We start from the raw sequence: 18,992 nt of genomic DNA, 5'->3' as shown, positions 1-18,992 counted from the left end.
GTTGCAGAAAGGAAATAGGTGGCCGGATTTTACTCCGCCCGCAGCAGCATTATGCCGCCGCTACCGTGGCCGACTTTTGCACCGCCGCTCTCACCCGCCCCCGCGGAGGCGGGCCGAATGCCCGTGGCTTAGAAGTCCATGCCGGCGCCAGCGGGCAGCGCCGGAGCGGCTTCCTTCTTCGGCTTCTCGGCGATCATCGCTTCGGTCGTCACCAGCAGGCCGGCGACGGAGGCGGCGTCCTGCAGCGCGGTGCGAACGACCTTGACCGGGTCGATCACGCCCTGGGCATAGAGATCGCCATATTCGCCCGTCTGCGCGTTCCAGCCATAGGAGAAGTCGGGCTTCTCGCGCAGCTTGCCGACGATGATCGAGCCCTCGGCACCCGCGTTCTCGGCGATCTGGCGCACCGGCGCCTCGATGGCGCGGCGCACGATGTCGATGCCGACGCGCTGGTCGTCGTTTTCGGTCTTCAGGCCGTCGAGCGCCTTGACCGCGCGGAGCAGGGCAACGCCGCCGCCCGGAAGGATGCCTTCCTCGACGGCCGCGCGGGTCGCATGCAGCGCGTCGTCGACGCGGTCCTTCTTCTCCTTCACCTCGACTTCCGTCGAGCCGCCGACGCGGATGACGGCAACGCCGCCGGCGAGCTTGGCAAGCCGTTCCTGCAGCTTCTCGCGGTCGTAGTCGGAGGTGGTTTCCTCGATCTGCGCCTTGATCTGGGCGACGCGGCCTTCGATCTCGGCCTTCTGGCCGGCACCGTCGACGATCGTCGTGTTTTCCTTGGAGATCGAGACNTTCTTGGCACGGCCGAGCATGTTGAGGGTGACGTTCTCGAGCTTGATGCCGAGGTCTTCGGAGATGACCGTGCCGCCCGTCAGGATGGCGATGTCTTCGAGCATGGCCTTGCGGCGGTCGCCGAAGCCGGGAGCCTTGACGGCAGCGATCTTCAGGCCGCCGCGCAGCTTGTTGACGACGAGCGTCGCAAGCGCTTCGCCTTCGACGTCCTCGGCGATGATGAGAAGCGGCTTGCCGGACTGGACGACGGCTTCGAGGACCGGAAGCATCGCCTGCAGGTTCGAGAGCTTCTTCTCGTGAATGAGAATATAGGGATCTTCCAGTTCGACCCGCATCTTGTCCTGGTTGGTGACGAAATAGGGGCTGAGGTAACCGCGGTCGAACTGCATGCCTTCGACGACTTCGAGTTCGGTCTCGGCGGTCTTGGCCTCCTCGACCGTGATGACGCCCTCGTTGCCGACCTTCTCCATCGCTTCGGCAAGATAGCGGCCGATCTCGGCATCGCCATTGGCCGAGATGGTGCCGACCTGGGCGATCTCGGCGTTCTTGGAAATCTTGCGGGCATTGGCCTTCAGTTCCTTGACGACGGCGTCGACGGCGAGGTCGATCCCGCGCTTCAGGTCCATCGGGTTCATGCCGGAGGCAACGGCCTTGGCGCCTTCCTTGACGATGGCTTGGGCAAGCACGGTCGCGGTCGTGGTGCCGTCGCCGGCGAGATCGTTGGTCTTCGATGCCACTTCGCGAAGCATCTGCGCGCCCATGTTCTCGAACTTGTCTTCCAGTTCGACTTCCTTGGCGACGGAAACACCGTCCTTGGTGATGCGCGGAGCGCCGAAGGACTTGTCGATGACGACGTTGCGGCCTTTGGGGCCGAGCGTGACCTTCACCGCGTTGGCAAGCACATCGACCCCACGCAGCATGCGTTCACGGGCATCGGTGTGAAACCTGACTTCTTTCGCAGCCATTTCTTCAACTCCTCAATAGGCAGCTATCTGACTGATGGTTTGGATTTCCGAGGTCGTCTCAGGCAGCGTGTTTCTGTTGTGCCTGTGCCTCGGTGACGCCCATCACATCGCTTTCCTTCATGATCAGCAGGTCCTCGCCGTTGATCTTGATCTCCGTGCCGGACCACCTGCCGAACAGGATGCGATCACCGGGCTTGACGTCGAGCGCCTGGATCTGGCCGGCATCGTTCCGCGCGCCTGGACCGACGGCGATGACCTCGCCTTCCTGCGGCTTTTCCTTGGCGGTATCGGGAATGATGATGCCCCCCTTGGTCTTCTCTTCGGATTCGACCCGGCGAACGAGGATGCGATCATGAAGCGGTCGGAACGACATGTTTTCCTCCAATGGACAAACAATGATGACGTTGTTCCCCCTGGCCGGACCGGATGACCAGTCCGGGCGGGTGCAAAACCTCGGTCGAGCGTTTTGCGCGAATGATCTGGTTTGGCTGTTTTTCGATTTCAAGAGGAGCAGAAGAAAAAATCAGCACTCGCTCTACGGATCTGCTAAAGCTCTGGAAAAAAATAACAAATTTAGTTCGCGCGTTCGGAAATTCGTTGATGGTGGCAATTTTTTTGCATCACAACACTTTCCGCAATTCCTTCGCCAGAAAATCCACCAGCCGTCTCAATCGCTGCACCGTCCGCCTGGTCTCGGGATAGACAAGCGAAACAGGCAATGGCTCGGGCTCGAAATCGACCAGCACCCGCACCAGCTTGCCTTCGGCCACATCCTCGGCTGCCTGGTACGACAGTGCCGATGTGATGCCGAGGTCTACGCGCGCCGCTTCCAGTGCCGAGGTCGCATCGTTGACGATGAGACGCATGTCCAGAACCCGCGGTGACGAACCGTGCAGAGACAATGGACCGGGAGAGCGAAGGCTTGAATGCTGGATCCAGTGATGACGCGAGAGATCTTTCGGTTCCTGCGGCACCCCGTGCCGGGACAGGTATGACGGGCTCGCAAGAGCCCACCAATGGACATAACCGATGCGCTTGGCGATCAGCGAAGGCGCATCGACCGGGCCGATGCGGACGCCGAGATCGAAATCCTCCGCCTGGAGATCGATAATGCCGTCGGATAATTCCAGCCCGACGTCGATCAGCGGATGCTCCTTCAGGAAGTGGCAGACCGCCGGCAGCACATGCATCCGGCCGAATGTCAGCGGCGCCGTCATGCGGATCTGGCCTTGCGGCTCGTTCCACCGACCGCCGACGACCTGCAGGATCTCGTCGTAGTCAGCCAGGAGATGTCGCGCGCGGTGCACCAGCACGCGGCCGGCCTCAGTTGCGCGGCATCGGCGCGCGCTGCGCTCGAACAGGATAACGCCGAGCGATTGCTCAAGCTCTCCAAGGATACGCGAGATCGACGGAAGCGAGAGGTTGAGTTTGCGCCCGGCAGCGACAAGCGACCCCTCCTCCTCCACCGCGACAACGACTTTGAGCTGCCGCAACCTGTCCATGAATCCTTCCAGATTTCAAAACCATTGCTTTTTCCAATACTGAATTGTTCAGCATTACGGAACCATATAAAACGCGTCCATCACAATGGCTGCCGCATGAGCGGCCAAAAGGCGGTGGAAAAATGCAGTTCCCTCAATCGATCACGGATGTGGCCACGTTGACCGAATACGGACGACAGCGTCTCTCCGAACATTTCTTCATGCGCGAGATGCTCTATTCGGAGGTCGGCAACCTTCACGGCGTTCCCAACATTCCCGAGAATCCCGAACTTGCATTGCAGGTCGGATGTGAGGTCGCCTCCCGGCTGCTGGAGCCCTTGAAGCGCGCGTTCGGCCATGTGTCGATACGCAGCGCCTATCGTTCCCCGGTGCTCAATGCCTTCTGCAACGAACGATTTCGAGCCGGGGATACCGCGTGCTGGTGCACTGACAACGACATCAACGCTGCACGCCACATCTGGGACCGGCGCGACAGTGACGGGCATCTGGGAGGAACCGTCACCGTCTTCATCCCGGCCTATCTTGAGCACTACCGGAAAACCGAGGACTACCGGCCTCTCGCGTGGTGGATTCGCGACCACATAGACGATTACGCAGAGCTGTTCTTCTTCAGGAATCTCTGCGCCTTCAATATCCGCTGGTATCAAGGGCCTTCGGAGAAGGCGATCTGGTATCTCGATCCACCAACGCGCAGCATGCTGACCAAAATGGGCACGGACGGTTTCGACGGTGACCACGGCCAATTCTACCGCGGCATCATCAAGCCGCTGGGATAGTGCGCTTGGCGTCGGAGGCGCCTTCTCGACGGCACGGACGAGCGATTGTTACGATGTGCGTAATAATGAAGTGCGGAACACGGGCGTTCTGCCTGGACGTCGTCTGTAGCACCTTGCAAGCGCGGATCGGGAATGGACCCGGCCGATACTCGCAGGAGCGCAAAATGAAGCTTTATCACCATCCGTTGTCGGGCCATTGTCACCGGGCGCGCCTCTTCCTCTCGCTGCTCGGCCTGTCTCATGACCTGGTCGAAGTCGATCTCAAGTCGGGCGCACACAAGAAGCCGGACTTCCTTGAAATGAACCCGTTCGGCCAGGTCCCCGTCCTCGACGACGGTGGTGTCTTCATTTCCGATTCCAACGCGATCCTGGTCTACCTCGCGAAGAAGGCCGCCCGCACCGATTGGCTGCCGGAAGATGCGAAGGGTGCCGCCGCCGTCCAGCGCTGGCTGTCGGTTGCCGCCGGCGAAATCGCCTATGGCCCGGCCGCCGCGCGACTGATCACGGTCTTCGGCGCCAAGTTCAATCCGGAAGAAGTCATCAATCGCGCGCACACGGTACTGGGCAGAATGGAAAGCCAGCTCACCGGTCGCGACTGGCTGGTTGGCGACCGCCCGACGATCGCAGACGTCGCCATCTACAGCTATGTGGCACGCGCGCCCGAAGGAAACGTCGATCTTTCGGACTACCCGGCCGTCGGCGCCTTCCTCCGCCGTGTGGAAGCGCTGCCGGGTTTTGTGGATTTCGTCCGCACGCCGGTCGGCCTCGCAGCAGCCTGAATGCGATCGGAGCGCGCCTGCCCGCGCGCTCTGCCACTCCTGGAGGGCGGGACATGCACGACAAGACACTGCCGACATGGCACGAAGGCGAAAGGCTTCTTCAGGAGAAGGTGGGCGTCGTCGAACGCATGGCCGTCGTCAGCCAGCGCGTCGTCCGCGACTACATGCCCGACCAGCATCGCGACTTCTACGCCCAGCTCCCCTTCATCGTGCTCGGCAGTGTCGATTCCAGGGATGACGTGTGGGCGACCTTCGTCGAGGGCCGTCTCGGCTTCATGTCCTCTCCTTCGCCGACCGTGCTCGACATTGCGGCGCCAAAGGACGCAACCGACCCGGCCAGCGAGGGCATTGCGGACGGCAAGCCCGTCGGTCTGCTCGGCATCGAGATGCACACCCGTCGCCGCAACCGCATGAACGGATTCGTTTCCGCGATGGAGAACGGCTTTCGCGTCAACGTCGACCAGAGCTTCGGAAACTGCCCGCGCTATATCCAGTTGCGTGATTTCGCGTTCACCCGCGAACCCGGGCAGGCATTCTCTGGCACCATGGAGGACCTTCCCGAATTCGACGATCCAGCCCGTGCCATGATAAGAAGTGCCGACGCCTTCTTCGTCGCATCCTATGTCGACCGCGAAGACAGGCGGCAGGTGGATGTCTCCCATCGTGGCGGGAATGCCGGTTTCGTCCGTGTCGGGGATGACGGGACGCTGACGATCCCGGACTTCGACGGCAACCTGTTCTTCGCGACGCTCGGCAACATCCTGCTGAACGGCAAGGCGGGGCTGCTTTTCGTGGACTTCACGACAGGCGATATGCTGCAGATGACCGGTGACGCCGAGGTCATTCTGGACTCCCCCGAGATCGCGGCCTTCCAGGGGGCCGAACGGCTCTGGACGTTCAAGCCCCGGCGGATCGTCCGCCGCGCCAATGCCCTGGCTCTGCGCTGGGGTTTCCAGAAGGACGGTTGGTCCCCGAGCTCCCTGATGACGGGTAACTGGGCACAAGCTGCCGACCGGCTCCGCGCGGCTGAACTTGCCAAGCAGTGGCGCCCGCTGACCGTTACCAGGATCGTCGAGGAAAGCGAAACGATCCGCTCGTTCCACCTGCAGCCAGGCGATGGCGCGGGACTTCTGCCGCATGCCGCCGGGCAACACCTGCCGATCCGGGTGACGCCGCCAGGCCGCGAAAAGCCCGTGATCCGGACCTATTCGCTTTCCGTCGCGCCCTCGGACGGCGCCTACCGCATCAGTGTCAAGCGGGACGGACTGATCTCGCAATTCCTGCACGACAGCGTTGCCGTCGGCGACGTCATCGAGGCGCGCGCACCGGCCGGCGGCTTCACCATCGACGCCGGGGCGACACGCCCGGCCGTGCTCGTTGCCGGCGGCATCGGGATCACGCCGCTGCTCGCGATGCTCCGCCACCTTGTCTACGAAGGGCTTCGCACACGGCGCATTCGTCCCGTCACGCTGTTCCATGCCGCCCGTTCGAAGGCCGAGCGCCCCTTCGAAAAGGAAATAGCCGGACTCGCCGATGCGACGAAAGGCGTGATGCGCGTTGTTCGGGTCCTGAGCGACACCGACGGCGCCGCATTGGGTATCGACTATGATGCCGCCGGCAGGATCGACATGGCGCTGCTGACCCGCCACTTGCCATTCAACGACTACGACTTCTATCTCTGCGGCCCGCCGCAGTTCACCCAGGCGCTTTACGACGGGCTTCGGGGCTACAATATCGCCGACGACCGCATTCATGCCGAGGCGTTCGGCCCCTCGTCCCTGAAGCGAAACCCTGACGCGGCCGCGGCTGCGCCGGTTCCGGCCCGCGCACCGCCATCCACCCGACCCGTGCCTGTCGTGTTCACGAACTCGCTGAAGGAGGCGCGCTGGACGCCTGGTTCCGGCACGCTGCTGGAACTGGCGGAAGCGCGCGGCCTCGAACCCGAGTTCAGTTGCCGCGCGGGAACCTGCGGCACATGCCGCACCAAGCTGATCAAGGGTACGGTGACCTATGTGAAGGAGCCGACCGCGACGATCGACGAAGACGAGATCCTGCTCTGCTGCGCCGTCCCTGCAGACGAGGTCCGCGGCGGTATCCAGTTGGCGGTCTGAGGGCGGGCATTACTGCGTCACGCGCAATAGTGCCTTCCTCGTTTTCGACGTCCAGCCTCAGGCGCTGCGGCATCATTCTGCACATACGGGAGCCGCGTCTCTCACAACCGCCAAGAAGTTACAGATGTCACGCATGACGGTGACGTCATCGCGCTACCCCTTCCCTTTTCTTTACAGCAACCCGAGGAGTTGAATGATGTCTCGTCCCCCGCTTCCCCCGTTCACCGAACGGAGTGCCATCGAAAAGATCCGTCTCGCGGAAGATGGCTGGAACAGTCGCGATCCGGCAAAGGTCGCTCTCGCCTATACCCTGGACACGCGGTGGCGCAACCGCGCCGAATTCGTGACCAACCGTGCAGAAGCGCAAGCTTTCCTGACCCGCAAATGGAACAAGGAACTGGAATACCGCCTGATCAAGGAGCTCTGGGCCTTCACAGGAAACCGGATCGCAGTGCGCTATGCCTACGAGTACCGCGATGACAGCGGCCAATGGTTCCGCGCCTATGGCAACGAGAACTGGGAATTCGCCGAGGACGGCCTGATGCGGACCCGCCATGCCAGCATCAACGAACATCCGATCACCGAGGCCGATCGCAAGTTTCGCTGGCCGCTTGGCCGCCGGCCGGACGATCACCCCGGCCTGAGCGACTTCGGCTTTTAAAGCAATTCCAGCAAAAGTGCGAAACGGTCTCGCCTACGGAATTTCACTAAAACAAAGAGTTAGAGTGTTTTCGCGATTCAAGGAAAAGCGGAAATTCTCTGGATCACGGTCCACGTTTGGGAGATAGACCATGACCGGGTTCAAGCTCGACGAGCGCATCCGACTGCCGGTGGAACTCGCGCTCACTGCGACGAGCAACGATCCTCTCCTGCTGCGAAAACAGGAAGAATCCGCGCGCGCCATAGGCATGACGGGTGCAGAGATCGACGTCGCACGAAGGGGGTTCAGCTTCGATGTCAAGACTTCGATGGCGATAGCCCTGGCGCTGGCGGTTTGTGAAGAAAACCGTCAGCGCGCCCTTCGCACAGGCCTGTGTGCGCGAAGCTGCGCGGAAATCGAGAAGATGGCCGCGGCATTCCGGCAGTCGGGCTCCCGACCCACGGCCGGTTTCACATGAAGACTTGCTGCCTTGCCTACGACATCCCTACTATCGTCTCGAGCGCCGGGAAGAAGGGGAAGCGGATGGATCGTTGGCAGGCAATGCGGATTTTCGTGAAGGTCGCCGAAACCGAGAGTTTTGCAGAGACTGCCCGCCACCTGCATATGAGCGCGCCTGCGGTGACACGCGCCGTCGCTTCGCTCGAGGATCTCATCGGAGCCCGGCTGTTCGTGCGAACGACGCGCTCGGTGAAGATGACCGAGGCCGGATCGCGCTATTTCGAGGATTGCCGCCGGATCCTTGCGGACATCGCCGAAGCGGAGGCCGCAGCGGGAGGCTCCTATGCCACGCCGACGGGAACGCTTTCCCTGACCGCTTCAGTGTTGTTTGGTCAAATGCATGTGCTTCCGATCGTGATGGACTATCTCGACACGTATCCCGCCATGAAGGCCAAGACCCTTTTCGTTGATCGCCCCGTCAACATTGTCGATGAAGGGATCGATGTGGCCGTCCGTATCGGTCGTCTCCCGGACTCGGGTCTTTCGGCCATCAAGGTCGGCACTGTCCGGCGTGTCATCTGCGGATCGCCGGACTATTTCGAGCGTCATGGCACTCCGAACACGCCAGCGGACCTCAAGGATCACCGCATCGCCGCCTCGACAGGCGCCTGGGCCTCGCCTGAATGGCGGTTCGCCAACGAACAGCGCGTGACGATCGACGCCACCCTCCAATGCAACACCAACGAAGCGGCGATCACGTCCGCACGGCAAGGCTGGGGCCTGACGAGAGTTCTCCACTACCAGATCGGTCCGGCACTCATGGCAGGAGATCTGCAGATTGTGCTCAGCGAGTATGAAGAGCCGCCGATACCCATCCATATCCTGCATCCGGAGGGCCGCCATGCCTCCGCAAAGGTTCGGGCGTTCGTGGATATCGCTGCGATGCGCCTTCGCGAGAACCGTCTCCTCAACTGAGATCGTCGACGCCCCGGCCTTCCCGGAAATCCCGCTGAAACAGCCGACCTCTATATTGTGGATGCCGTCCGTCTGGCGGTCACGCTGACCTTCGTTCTCGCCCACAACATTCTCCATACCTCTATCGCCCTTTCCTCGTCCCGTCGGGGTTGGGCGATCGCATCGATCTCATGCTTCTTGCCTTTGGCGCCGCTGCTCCGGTTCTTGGTCTTCGGGTTCCAGCACCGGGGCGTCGTCGTTGCGGTTGGTGTGTGAAGCCTCGCTCACGCAATCGAAGGCCGGCGACGGATTGGTCGAACCGGCTGCAACCGCGCCACGCCGGTCCAAGCCCATGGGTATCCCTTCATCTCCGGCAGCCGGGTACCCCAGTGCATGATGCTCGATCAGAGCAAGCCGGCGCCTGCCACATCGTCAAGGATCAATCTCGTCGCGGCCGCGTCCCCGTTTCGTGAACAGAAGGACGAAACCGACAGCAAAGGCGGCGAGCGGCGCGAACGCCAGGAGGAGAAAGGCGTCCGAGAATGCCGCGACGCCGAAAGCATGGAATGGATTGTATGCTTCGCCGGCGCTTGCGCGAGCCGTGAGTATCCCGCCAACCAACACCGGCCCTGCCGCGCCGCCGAGAAAAAAGGCTCCGGAGAACACGCCCATTCCGGCACCGAGCTCGGCAGGACGCAAGGTGTTGGCGGCGGCATTGGTAAGCGGGGTCTGAACAAAGGCAAAGCCGGCAGAAACGCCGATCATGCCGAGCGCCAGCAGAAGGACGGAATTGCCTGTTCCAAAGGTGGAGATCGCCAGCAGCGCGAGCGCCATGACGGCAAGCCCCGCGAGAGTCGGCGTCCTCGTACCGTATTGATCGGAAAGCCTTCCAGCCGCAGGCGACAGCAACGCCGAAGCGACGGCACCGGGTGTCAATGCCAATCCAGCCATGCCCGGTGAAAGGCCGATTTCCCGCACCGCCAGCAGCGAGGCAAAGATGAGCGCCGACAGATTGGCCCCCATCGCCAGAAAAGCCATCGCCGCAATGGCCAGATAGTCGCGGTTTGCAAACAGCGACGGCGGGACGAAAGGATGTTCCGCGCGGCATATCCACCATGCAAAGGCAATGGCCGCGACGATCGAAACGGCAAGGTAGCCCATGCCCTCCGGGCTGAAGAGACCTTGCGCAGACCCCTCCGCCATTGCCAGCAGCAGGGCGCCGGCTGCCGTTCCGAGCAGGACACCGCCCGCAAGATCGGCTCTGCGTTCCCCGGTCCCCTCATCCCTGGGCAAGGCGTGCAGAAAAAACGGCAGCAGGAGCAATGCAAGAACAGCCGAACCGAAGAATAACGTCCGCCACCCCATCGTATCCGTCAATATTCCGCCGATCGCGGGACCAGCGGCTGCGCCGATGCCCACGCTCGAGGCGAGCAGGCCGAATGCGCCGCCACGGTTACCCGCAGGCAATGCCTTCGCGATCACCACGCTGGCGAGAGCCGGCACGGCGGCACCGCCCACGGCCTGAACGGCGCGCCCGATGATGAGGGTCACCAGGTCTTGCGAAAGCGCGCAGAGCAATCCGCCCAGCGCGAAGACGAGAAGACCAGACAGCAAGAACCGCCGTGCCCCGAAAGCATCCGACATACCGCCATAGAGCGGCACGGCAATGCCATAGGCGAGCGAGAAGCCCGTGAAGACCCAGGCGATTTCCGCGGACGACGCAGCGAATTCTTCCGCCATGTCGGCGCCGGCCACATAGATCATCGAGTTCGACAGCACGGAGAGGAAGACTGCCGCCGCGATCACCGGCAGGAAGAACCGGGACGTGGCGCCCACTTCTTTCCACGGTGCGCCTGTCACCGGCTCAGTCATGTTCCGCTCCCCGTCCATCGGCCAGCCTGGCCGCGAAAAGCCGTGCAAGATCTTCGAGGGACTGGATTCCGGGCAAAGGCTGACCGCCGTCGATGATCAGGGTGGGAACGCCGGTTACACCCAGCGCGCTGGCACCCTGCTCGTCCCGCCGTGTCTCTACTGTGAATTCGTCGGCCTCCAGCGTCGCACGCACCTTGTCGCCGGCGAGACCGACCTGTGTTCCGAGTCTGATGAGAACGGCAAGGTCCGCCACACTCAATCCTTCGGTATGGTAAGCGTGAAGCAGCCGCTCCATCATCGCATCGGCAAGGCCGTTCGCCGCAGCAAGGTGCACCAGCCTGTGAGCATCGAACGTGTTGACCGGGCGTGCCAGATGCAGGTTGAGTTCCAGCCCTTCGGCAGCGCCGAGCGTCCGGATGCGCTCGATGCGCGCGGCGCCCTCCTGCTTGCCACGCCATTCAAGGATTTCCTCGGCCGCCGACGGGCCGGGCGTGCGGGACTGGTCCGGCGAAAGCTCGAAGCTGCGCCATGTGACACACACTTCGTCCCTTCGATCCAACAAGGCCAGCGCGGCAGAGAGCCGACGCTTTCCGATGTAGCACCAGGGGCAAAGTATATCGGCGTAGATGTCGATGTTCATGATGTCGCCCGCCCATTGCCACGAGGAAGGCCACATGCCTCATCCGGCTGGTATGCGCCGGGTCCTGTCTGCGGATCGACCACGCGGACCAATTTGAAAGACCGCCGTTCGGCGGTGCAGGACAGGCCCCGCAGCGCCTGCTGAATCGCCTCCGAGCGCCCCTTCGTGTCGGAAACGTCCTCGAAGTGCGCGAAGTCGGCTTCGCTTGCCCAACGGACGATGCATTTTACCCGCGTGCCATCCGCGCTGGCGAGAAACTGGGCCGAAAGGTAACCGGGATAGGGCGCGACCCATTGGCGTTGGATATCGGCGAAGGCCGAAATGACAGCTTCCTGCGTCTGCGGGCCGTCGACGATGTAGTCGATGATAGAAAAGAACTCTTCGATAGCCATGGCGGTTCTCCATCGCATGCCGGATATGGTTTCCAGTAGACTTACTATTGGAAAGCTCATAACGTTTGGCAAGAACGTACCTTGAGGTAAGCCCATCGTGAAAATAAGCGACCCGGTTCCGGGCGAGAGCCCGTTGAAGGCAGACTGCCCGTGTCGAATGGTCTTCGACCACCTGACCAGCCGCTGGGCGCTGCTCGTGCTGATCGCTCTCAGCGACGGCCCGCTGCGCTTCCATGCGCTTCGTGATTGCGTCGAAGGCGTCAGCGAGAAGATGCTGTCTCAAAGTCTGAAGACACTGGTCCGGGACGGCATGGTTTCACGGCATGTAGAGCCGACCGTGCCACCGAGGGTGTCCTACGAACTGACCCATATCGGACAGGAAGTGTCCGAACCTCTTCGTGCGGTTTTCGAATGGATCGGTCACAGGGTGGAAGACATCAAGGCCGCCCAGCATCGCTATGATGCCACAGGAGCCTAGCGCTCCTTTGGCAGATCGATGGCAGGGTGTGCCCCGGGCCTGCTCTACCGTGCCAGCCTGATCGGTGCGGAAGATCGCAAGAGCGTTGCGCCGATAGCGGCGCGCTTGGCTCCGGGCCGATACGACCGTCTGCACCATTTCATTTTCGATGGCATCTGGGATGACGGGCCGCTCAGGCATGAACTGGTGCGGCAGGCGGATAGGATGGTCGGCGGAGACGATGCCGTTGACCCGTGAGATAACTACGATATCGCCGACATGGCCGAGAAGGGGGTGACGGTTCGCACGGATTTAAACCTTCCTTAGCTGCTGGAAACCGTTTATTTGTGCAACTCGAACCAATGCCGCTCGGCTTGGCCAGAGGTGTCATTCGTGATGTCGAAGTAATAAGGTTCTGACCTGAGCGGTCGGGAAACGGAGACAGTGCGTATTGCCCTGGCAAACGTTGACTATCTTGACGCACAGATCGCCGCTTCTGGCGAAGCCATTGCAGATATCGGCAACTTTCTCATCAAGCAGACCAATTCGTAAATTATAGTTTATTCGACAATGGCGAGCAAGCGCAAGAAGCCCGACACTGACCTTGGCACGATGATCCTGCGAAACATGGCGATGGTCATGGAGCGCGAGCGGGAGAAGCGCGAGCTGACGAAAAAAGAAATGGCCCGCCTCTGTGAGATCACCAGTCCGTTTTATTTCGCGATCCTCAACGCGACAGCGAACCCGTCCCTGCAGGTCATTACGCGGATCAGCACGAATTTGAAGGTTCCAATGCAAGAGCTGATGATGGGCATAAAATCCAGCGACGGTTGAACGTGATCGTGCAGGGCCTCGTCCGCTGATTTGCAGGCCGATGAGATAAACGCATTGGCTTTTAACGACCATGCCAGCCGACATCGCCGGAAGTCATCGCCTCCTTGCAATCCAGGTCGGATATGCACTGCTCGACAAGATGGCGTGCCTTTTCCAGCATTTCGGGCATGGCAGGCCTGTCCCTGCCCGCGGCCTCAGCAAGCCGGCGCGTAAGCGACAAGTCGCTTCCATCCGCCCGGACCGCGTCAGTCTGCCCTCTTTCCGGCGCCTCGCATGAACAGCTCCCACGCCTGCTCGAAATAGGCATCGCGGGCTTCGGTGGAGGCAAAGGCGGCGCTTCCGAGCATGGCGTAGGTGATCGGCTTCACCGTCAGCGAATAGATGAGTTGATCGGCGATGAAGGCTGCCTCTCCTTTTGCAAGGTCACCGCTTGTCTGTGCGGCCTCGATCAGCTCGATCAGACAGCGGACGGTCGGATCGCCGCCCGCCCCGTCGGCAAGGCTCTGCCTGAACATCGCGGCTTCACTCAGGGTGATGCGTTTCATGGCGATTTGCTGCGGCTCGAGATGGGCGGTCAGGAACCAGTGGCCGGCCACCTTGAGCCGCTCCAGCGGCGCGCCCACGGGTGGAACGGTCATTTCGAGGCTACGCAGTGCCCTTGCGCGGATGCGCTCTATAACGCCGCGGAACAGCGCTTCCTTCGATGGGAAGCGCCTGTAGACCGTGTCCTTGCCGGCACCGCAGGCAGCCGCAATCTTCTCCATCGAGGTGCCCGCATAACCCTGTGCCGCGAACATGCCGGTCGCGACATCGAGGATCCTGGCCGTCAGCTCTTCGGATTTCTGCCGCGACGGCCGGCCGGTTTTCGAAGCACGGGCCTGTTCGTCGGGGCCTGATGCACCTTCGACACCGATTTCCGCGGCCGATCGCCGAACGCCATCCGCCATGCTCCGCTCCGACATCGCTGAATTTCCCATCATGCTCGTTTGCGCCCTTCCTTAGCAGACTCCACCGCCCCCACCCAACCCTTGGCTGACCGCGGGCGTCGGGCAAGGCGGCGTCAAAAATATGAGTTGAAAACTCATATAATTAACTGGACACTACCGTCCCGTTTGATTAATAGACGACTCCGACCGGCCAGGCAAATGCCTGCCGCCGTGATGGTGTCCGAGGGTCGGACAAGGGGCTGGGGATACACAATGGGACGCAAGCTGACCTACCTTCTCGCAACTGCCAGCCTCCTGCCCTTGCAGGTTGCCGGCGCGCACGCTCAGGACGCCGCCACCCGGCTCGAGACGATCGTCGTCGAGGGTGAAAGCGAAGCCCCGCGGAAGGGCGACCGTTATGTCGTCAATCGGACGACCACCGCGACCAAGGGCGCGACGCCAGTCGAGAGCACGCCCCAATCGACGACGACCGTCAGCCGCAAGCAGATCGATGACCAGAACGCCCAGACGGTGCAGAGCGCGCTGAACTATACGGCAGGCGTTCTTTCCAGCGTCGATGAGAACAGCCGCTTCGACAGCCTCTCCATTCGCGGCTTCGGCGGCTTCTTCAGCGCCATGCGGACCGTCGACTATCTCGATGGCTTGAAGCTTCCGCGCGGCCAGGCATGGGGCATACCGCAGATCGACCCCTTCCTGCTTGACCGGATCGACGTGCTCAAGGGCCCATCGGCGGTTCTCTATGGCCAGGGAAGCCCCGGCGGGCTCGTCAACCAGATCAGCACCATGCCGAGTGCCGACCCGTCCCACGAGCTGCGCCTTGAGACCGGCAGCCATGGCCGGGTCCAGGCCGGCGTCAGGAGCCGCGGCGCACTGAGCGAGGACGGCGTCCTGCAATATTCGTTCAGCGCGATCGGCCGCCAATCCGGCACGCGCCATGACGACGTGGACGAACAGCGCCTTGCGGTCGCGCCGGCGCTGACATGGCAGCCGGACGAGGACACGAGCCTGACGCTGCTCGGCTTCTACCAGAAGGACCCCGAAGGCGGCTACTTCAACCACAGCTATCCGCGCTTTCTGGCGCCGGCCGCATACCGCCCCTACCTGACCGGCGGCCTCAATGTCGGCGACCCCTCGTATGACAGCTACGACCGTGACCAGTTCGGCATCGGTTACATCTTCGAACACCGCTTCAACGACGCGGTGAAAGTGGGCTCGCGCCTGCGCTATGGCGGCCTTGATTCGACATTCCGGACCCTTCAGATCTCAGGGCCGCTCACTCCCGACGGCCTGCTGCCGCGCTGGGCGGCGCACTCGGCGGAAAGCGTGCGTGGCGTGAGCGCCGACAACAACGTGGAACTGAGCTTCGCGACGGCGGCCCTGGAGCACAAGGTCCTCGTCGGCGTCGACGTCCAGCGCTCGACGAGCGATTTCCTGTTCCTGCTCGGCGGCGCCCAGCCGCTCGACGTGACAAATCCGCAGTACGACCTTCCCGTCGGGCCGTTCGCCACCTTCACGGATGCAAAGCAGGATTTGCGGCAGACCGGGATATATCTCCAGGATCAGATGACCCTCGGCAATCTGCATATTCTGCTGGGCGGCCGCTACGACTGGTCCCGGGAAGAGTCGCTCAACCGTCTCACGGGCGTCCGGCGCAACCAGACGGAACGCGCGGCCAGCTACCGGGCGGGCCTGCTCTACGAGTTCGACAACGGCATCGCACCCTATCTCAGCTATTCGACTTCCTTCGAGCCCATCGTCGGCGTCGGATCGAACGGCCAGCCTTTCGTGCCCACGGAAGCCGAGCAGTTCGAGATAGGCGTCAAATATTCGCCCGACAGCCTTGATGCCATCTTCACCCTCGCCGCCTTCGACATCAAGCAGGAGAATGTCCTGACGCCCGGCCCCGTGCCTGGCTTCAGCATCCAGCAGGGCGAAGTCCGGTCCCGCGGCATCGAGTTCGAGGCGCGTGGGAACGCGACCGACAATCTCGAACTGATCGCAGCCGTCACGCTGCTCGAAACCGAGATCTCCCGATCGAACGTCGTTCCGTCGATCGTCGGCAACCGGCCGCAGGGCGTGCCGCGGTATTTCGGCTCGCTCTGGGCGAACTACACCTTCGATGACGACGTGTTCGATGGCCTTTCGGTCGGGGCCGGGGTCCGGATCGTCGGCAGCAGCTACGCGGACGATGCAAACGCCGTCCGCACGCCGGGTTACGCACTGGTGGACGCGGCCCTGCGCTATGATCTCGGCGCGGCCAACCCGGCCTTCAAGGGGGCGGAGGCGACCCTCAACGTCACGAACCTTTTCGACAGGGACTATTATTCGGGTTGCAGCAACGGTTTCTACTGCCAGGTCGGCAAGGGCCGCGAAGTCGTGGCCGGCCTTCGCTATCGCTGGTGACGGGCATGCGGATGAACCGAAGACGCTTCCTGACCCTTGCCGCAGCAGCCCTCTCCGGCCCGGCTCTCGGCGCCGGTCCGCGGGCGATCACGGTAACGGACATGGCGGGACGCACGGTGGAGCTTGCAGCGCCACCGCAACGCATCGTGCTTCTGGAGGCGCGCGACATCCTCACCATGTCCATGCTGCATCCCGACCCGGCACGGCTCGTCGTCGGCTGGGCCGCGGTCGAGCGCATAGACAGTGACGATCTCCATTCCGCCTACAGCACGGGTTTCGACATCGCCCTGGTCGGCCGGCAGACGCCGGAAACCGTCTCGCTGGAGGGTCTGATATCCCTGCAACCCGATCTCGTCGTCGCCACCGCCTACATGGCGCCGGGAAACGGAGCCGGCGCTCTGTCCGAACGGCTTGCGGAACTTGGCATTCCCGTCCTGTTCAGCAGCAGCTTCAGCAATGACGCGGCAGGCAAGGCACCCTCGCCGCTCGAGGAACTGCCGCGCCTGATGCACATGTGGGGCGCGATCCTGGACCGCCGCCGGGAGGCCGAGGCCTTCCTGACCTTCCATCAGCAGAAAATCGAGCGGCTGCAAAAACGCCTGGCGGGCGCGGCGCCGCGCAAGACCTATTTCGAAGTCGGCTCGCTCTACGATGATTGCTGCTGGGCCGTTGGCCGGGACATCTGGGGCACGCTTCTTGAAGCGGCCGGCGGCCGCGGGCTTGATGCCGCATCCTCCCCGTGGGTCGCAAAGATCCAGCTCGAACAGCTTCTCGCGGAAGGCGCCGACGTCTATATCGCGACGGGCGGCGGCTATGCGAACACCACGAGGCCCGCGATCGGCCCCGGCCTTCCCGAAGCCAAAGCGCGCGCCGGGCTGGAGCGCCTCACCGGCCGGCCCGGCTTTCACCTCTTGAAGGCTGTGGAGCGGAAGCAGGTGCACGGCATCTGGACGGGGCTGATCACCGCCCAGCCGCTCAACCTCCTCTTCCTGGAAGTCGCCGCCAGATGGCTGCATCCCGATCGCTGCCACGACATCGATCCGAACGAAACGCTGGCGGAATTGAACCGGCGCTTCCTGGCAAGACCGATCGCCGGCCCGTGCTGGGTCAGCCTCTGACACCCCCGGAAATCCCAGGAGTTTGGCCATGTCGAGCCTAAAGGCGCACACCACGATCACATTTTCCGATCTGACGCGATATCTGGACAAGATCGTCACCTTGCTCGGCGATCACGACATGCAGGTTCGTTTCGCGGACGGCATCCACGTCGCGACGTCGCCCTATGGCACCGTTCGCGTGCGGCCCGCCGGCCAGATGCTTCACATTGCGGTGGAAGCCGAAAATGGCGCATCCCTCAACCGCCTGAAGAACGCCCTCACCGGCCTGGTCGATTTCGTCGCGCGGGCCGAGGATCCCGCCATCACCTGGACCGGCGACAAGGCCGGCGACACATGGCCACCGGACTTTCGGGTCCTGACGGTGCGCGCCGTGCGCGAGCTGACACCGCGGATGCGCCGCATCCGCTTCGCCGGGGAAAACCTCGCCCATTACGACGTGCCCGATCAGATTCATTGTCGCCTGCTGTTCCAGCCGCATGGCGAGCCGAATCCCGAATGGCCGAGGCTCGGCGACAATGGACGGCTGGTCTGGCCGAAGGGCGGGCAACAGCTCGCGTCGCGCATCTACACGATGCGGACCGTCGATGCGGCAACGGGCATGCTGGACGTCGACTTCTATCTGCACGATGCTGGCGGTGCCGGCGTCGAATGGGCCCGCAAAGCGGCACCGGGCGCGCTCGTCGGCCTGCTCGGCCCGGGCGCTCACGGGCCCAAGCCTGCAGGATGGAACGTCTATGTCGGCGACGAGACGGGCCTGCCGGGCATGGCCCGCATGATCGAGGCGTTGCCGCGGGATGCGAAGGGCATCGCTCTCATCGAGGTGGCCGAACAGGCCGAGGAACAACCGATCGCCGCACCAGGCGGCGTCGACATACGCTGGTTTCACAGGCACGGCCGGCCGCCGGGCACTCCGGATCCCCTGGTGCAGGCGGTTCGATCCCTCGACTGGCCCGCCGACAAGGAAGGCACTTTCTTCTGGTGTGGCTGCGAATATTCGACCTTCCGGGAAATCCGTCAGTTCCTGCGCGAGACGGTCAAGCTGCCGAACCACCGGCAGGTCGCCTTCTCCCATTGGCGCCGCGGCCTGAGCAATGACGAAATCATCGCGGCCGGCGGAGATGTCGTCGCCGGTTGATGTCCGCATGCCTTACAGGGAAAGGCGGTCCCACGCCTCCGGCAGAGGGACCGCCGCCTTTGCCTCTCCCGTCCGGCCTGGAGAAAACGCAGCATAGACGACGGTCCTGGTCCTCTGAATTACGCCAGTGCCGGCAACAACTGATCGATGCTCTTCTTTGCATCTCCATAGAACATGCGGGTGTTGTCCTTGTAGAAGAGCGGGTTCTCGATGCCG

19 protein-coding genes and 2 pseudogenes are annotated in these 18,992 nt (G+C 62.7%); 12 read left to right on the top strand and 9 right to left on the bottom strand.

All coding sequences use genetic code 11. The features are described 5' to 3' along the window. Positions 1-128 precede the first annotated feature (128 nt). From groL to EV665_RS30110, 3 genes are all read right to left on the bottom strand, one after another. Positions 129-1,757: a chaperonin GroEL gene (gene groL, locus EV665_RS30120; RefSeq protein WP_133036978.1), complete on the bottom strand. Its 1,629-nt coding sequence runs from the start codon at positions 1,755-1,757 to the stop codon at positions 129-131. A 58-nt stretch (positions 1,758-1,815) separates the two neighbouring features. Then, on the bottom strand, positions 1,816-2,130 hold the full coding sequence (locus EV665_RS30115; RefSeq protein WP_133036977.1) for a co-chaperone GroES: 315 nt from the start codon (positions 2,128-2,130) through the stop codon (positions 1,816-1,818). Positions 2,131-2,377: 247 nt separating this feature from the next. Continuing rightward, the gene (locus tag EV665_RS30110; protein WP_133036976.1) at positions 2,378-3,259 is read right to left on the bottom strand and encodes a LysR family transcriptional regulator; all 882 of its coding nucleotides are present in this window, start codon (positions 3,257-3,259) and stop codon (positions 2,378-2,380) included. A gap of 122 nt (positions 3,260-3,381) precedes the next feature. On the opposite strand from EV665_RS30110, the gene EV665_RS30105 reads away from it, so the two are divergent. From EV665_RS30105 to EV665_RS30080, 6 genes are all read left to right on the top strand, one after another. Continuing rightward, a complete protein-coding gene (locus EV665_RS30105; RefSeq protein WP_133036975.1) occupies positions 3,382-4,035 on the top strand; it encodes a hypothetical protein in 654 nt (217 codons plus the stop codon). A 164-nt stretch (positions 4,036-4,199) separates the two neighbouring features. Beyond that, positions 4,200-4,814 carry a glutathione S-transferase family protein gene (locus EV665_RS30100; RefSeq protein WP_064333987.1) on the top strand — a complete coding sequence of 205 codons (615 nt, stop codon included), beginning with the start codon at positions 4,200-4,202 and terminating at the stop codon, positions 4,812-4,814. 53 nt (positions 4,815-4,867) lie between these two features. Then, positions 4,868-6,925, top strand: coding sequence for a 2Fe-2S iron-sulfur cluster-binding protein (locus EV665_RS30095; protein WP_133036974.1), 2,058 nt, complete (start codon positions 4,868-4,870; stop codon positions 6,923-6,925). A gap of 196 nt (positions 6,926-7,121) precedes the next feature. After that, positions 7,122-7,586 (top strand): nuclear transport factor 2 family protein, encoded by a 465-nt coding sequence (locus EV665_RS30090; RefSeq protein ID WP_133036979.1) that lies wholly within the window; start codon positions 7,122-7,124, stop codon positions 7,584-7,586. A gap of 130 nt (positions 7,587-7,716) precedes the next feature. Continuing rightward, positions 7,717-8,043, top strand: coding sequence for a hypothetical protein (locus EV665_RS30085; RefSeq protein WP_245507881.1), 327 nt, complete (start codon positions 7,717-7,719; stop codon positions 8,041-8,043). A 65-nt stretch (positions 8,044-8,108) separates the two neighbouring features. Next, positions 8,109-8,999, top strand: a complete 891-nt coding sequence (locus EV665_RS30080; protein WP_133036973.1) for a LysR family transcriptional regulator — start codon at positions 8,109-8,111, stop codon at positions 8,997-8,999. Positions 9,000-9,410: 411 nt separating this feature from the next. Here the strand turns inward: EV665_RS30080 and EV665_RS30075 are convergent, their stop codons facing one another. Genes EV665_RS30075 through EV665_RS30065 form a run of 3 tightly spaced genes read right to left on the bottom strand, consistent with a single transcriptional unit; the run spans position 9,411 to position 11,882 of the window. Further along, a complete protein-coding gene (locus tag EV665_RS30075) occupies positions 9,411-10,850 on the bottom strand; it encodes an MFS transporter (RefSeq protein ID WP_133036972.1) in 1,440 nt (479 codons plus the stop codon). Continuing rightward, positions 10,843-11,490 (bottom strand): DsbA family oxidoreductase, encoded by a 648-nt coding sequence (locus EV665_RS30070; RefSeq protein WP_133036971.1) that lies wholly within the window; start codon positions 11,488-11,490, stop codon positions 10,843-10,845. Before EV665_RS30070 ends, EV665_RS30075 begins: the two co-directional genes overlap by 8 nt. Further along, complete coding sequence (locus tag EV665_RS30065) at positions 11,487-11,882, bottom strand: antibiotic biosynthesis monooxygenase family protein (RefSeq protein ID WP_064333982.1); 396 nt, start codon at positions 11,880-11,882, stop codon at positions 11,487-11,489. The genes EV665_RS30070 and EV665_RS30065 overlap by 4 nt, the downstream gene beginning before the upstream one ends. A 97-nt stretch (positions 11,883-11,979) precedes the next feature. Between EV665_RS30065 and EV665_RS30060 the strand changes: the two genes are divergently transcribed. The 3 genes and pseudogenes from EV665_RS30060 (at position 11,980) to EV665_RS30050 (ending at position 13,173) form a co-directional block, all read left to right on the top strand. Then, complete coding sequence (locus EV665_RS30060; protein ID WP_210234707.1) at positions 11,980-12,360, top strand: winged helix-turn-helix transcriptional regulator; 381 nt, start codon at positions 11,980-11,982, stop codon at positions 12,358-12,360. Between the two features lie 42 nt (positions 12,361-12,402). Beyond that, positions 12,403-12,588, top strand: a pseudogene (locus EV665_RS30055) (transposase); the annotation flags it as partial. A 321-nt stretch (positions 12,589-12,909) separates the two neighbouring features. Next, complete coding sequence (locus tag EV665_RS30050; RefSeq protein ID WP_064333980.1) at positions 12,910-13,173, top strand: helix-turn-helix domain-containing protein; 264 nt, start codon at positions 12,910-12,912, stop codon at positions 13,171-13,173. 76 nt (positions 13,174-13,249) lie between these two features. Here the strand turns inward: EV665_RS30050 and EV665_RS33370 are convergent. Next, positions 13,250-13,393: pseudogene (locus EV665_RS33370) on the bottom strand (type II toxin-antitoxin system VapC family toxin); the annotation flags it as partial. Positions 13,394-13,418: 25 nt separating this feature from the next. Then, positions 13,419-14,120, bottom strand: a complete 702-nt coding sequence (locus EV665_RS30040) for a TetR/AcrR family transcriptional regulator (RefSeq protein WP_281048298.1) — start codon at positions 14,118-14,120, stop codon at positions 13,419-13,421. A 252-nt stretch (positions 14,121-14,372) separates the two neighbouring features. Here EV665_RS30040 and EV665_RS30035 point away from each other — a divergent pair, with 252 nt between their 5' ends. Genes EV665_RS30035 through EV665_RS30025 form a run of 3 tightly spaced genes read left to right on the top strand, consistent with a single transcriptional unit; the run spans position 14,373 to position 18,776 of the window. Beyond that, positions 14,373-16,523, top strand: coding sequence for a TonB-dependent siderophore receptor (locus EV665_RS30035; RefSeq protein ID WP_133036967.1), 2,151 nt, complete (start codon positions 14,373-14,375; stop codon positions 16,521-16,523). Positions 16,524-16,534: 11 nt separating this feature from the next. Then, positions 16,535-17,641 carry an ABC transporter substrate-binding protein gene (locus EV665_RS30030; protein WP_245507880.1) on the top strand — a complete coding sequence of 369 codons (1,107 nt, stop codon included), beginning with the start codon at positions 16,535-16,537 and terminating at the stop codon, positions 17,639-17,641. A 28-nt stretch (positions 17,642-17,669) separates the two neighbouring features. Beyond that, positions 17,670-18,776: a siderophore-interacting protein gene (locus EV665_RS30025; protein WP_133036965.1), complete on the top strand. Its 1,107-nt coding sequence runs from the start codon at positions 17,670-17,672 to the stop codon at positions 18,774-18,776. A gap of 119 nt (positions 18,777-18,895) precedes the next feature. Here the strand turns inward: EV665_RS30025 and EV665_RS30020 are convergent. Then, positions 18,896-18,992: NAD(P)(+) transhydrogenase (Re/Si-specific) subunit beta (locus EV665_RS30020; RefSeq protein ID WP_133035726.1), on the bottom strand; the 97-nt coding region annotated here is incomplete at its 5' end.

The organism is Shinella granuli, assembly GCF_004341885.1.
Lineage (GTDB): Bacteria > Pseudomonadota > Alphaproteobacteria > Rhizobiales > Rhizobiaceae > Shinella > Shinella granuli.
The sequence above is the reverse complement of the archived record's forward strand: the minus strand, read 5'-3'. Positions and strand labels throughout refer to the sequence as shown.

What these genes read in the sequence shown, in the direction of transcription:
- EV665_RS30080 (WP_133036973.1), top strand. Translation starts at nt 8,109, where the DNA reads ATGGATCGTTGGCAGGCAATGCGGATTTTCGTGAAGGTCGCCGAAACC.
- EV665_RS30065 (WP_064333982.1), bottom strand. Translation starts at nt 11,882, where the DNA reads ATGGCTATCGAAGAGTTCTTTTCTATCATCGACTACATCGTCGACGGC.
- EV665_RS30110 (WP_133036976.1), bottom strand. Translation starts at nt 3,259, where the DNA reads ATGGACAGGTTGCGGCAGCTCAAAGTCGTTGTCGCGGTGGAGGAGGAG.
- EV665_RS30105 (WP_133036975.1), top strand. Translation starts at nt 3,382, where the DNA reads ATGCAGTTCCCTCAATCGATCACGGATGTGGCCACGTTGACCGAATAC.
- EV665_RS30095 (WP_133036974.1), top strand. Translation starts at nt 4,868, where the DNA reads ATGCACGACAAGACACTGCCGACATGGCACGAAGGCGAAAGGCTTCTT.
- EV665_RS30100 (WP_064333987.1), top strand. Translation starts at nt 4,200, where the DNA reads ATGAAGCTTTATCACCATCCGTTGTCGGGCCATTGTCACCGGGCGCGC.
- EV665_RS30090 (WP_133036979.1), top strand. Translation starts at nt 7,122, where the DNA reads ATGTCTCGTCCCCCGCTTCCCCCGTTCACCGAACGGAGTGCCATCGAA.
- EV665_RS30035 (WP_133036967.1), top strand. Translation starts at nt 14,373, where the DNA reads ATGGGACGCAAGCTGACCTACCTTCTCGCAACTGCCAGCCTCCTGCCC.
- EV665_RS30070 (WP_133036971.1), bottom strand. Translation starts at nt 11,490, where the DNA reads ATGAACATCGACATCTACGCCGATATACTTTGCCCCTGGTGCTACATC.
- EV665_RS30040 (WP_281048298.1), bottom strand. Translation starts at nt 14,120, where the DNA reads ATGGCGGATGGCGTTCGGCGATCGGCCGCGGAAATCGGTGTCGAAGGT.
- EV665_RS30030 (WP_245507880.1), top strand. Translation starts at nt 16,535, where the DNA reads ATGAACCGAAGACGCTTCCTGACCCTTGCCGCAGCAGCCCTCTCCGGC.
- EV665_RS30075 (WP_133036972.1), bottom strand. Translation starts at nt 10,850, where the DNA reads ATGACTGAGCCGGTGACAGGCGCACCGTGGAAAGAAGTGGGCGCCACG.
- EV665_RS30085 (WP_245507881.1), top strand. Translation starts at nt 7,717, where the DNA reads ATGACCGGGTTCAAGCTCGACGAGCGCATCCGACTGCCGGTGGAACTC.
- EV665_RS30115 (WP_133036977.1), bottom strand. Translation starts at nt 2,130, where the DNA reads ATGTCGTTCCGACCGCTTCATGATCGCATCCTCGTTCGCCGGGTCGAA.
- EV665_RS30050 (WP_064333980.1), top strand. Translation starts at nt 12,910, where the DNA reads ATGGCGAGCAAGCGCAAGAAGCCCGACACTGACCTTGGCACGATGATC.
- EV665_RS30025 (WP_133036965.1), top strand. Translation starts at nt 17,670, where the DNA reads ATGTCGAGCCTAAAGGCGCACACCACGATCACATTTTCCGATCTGACG.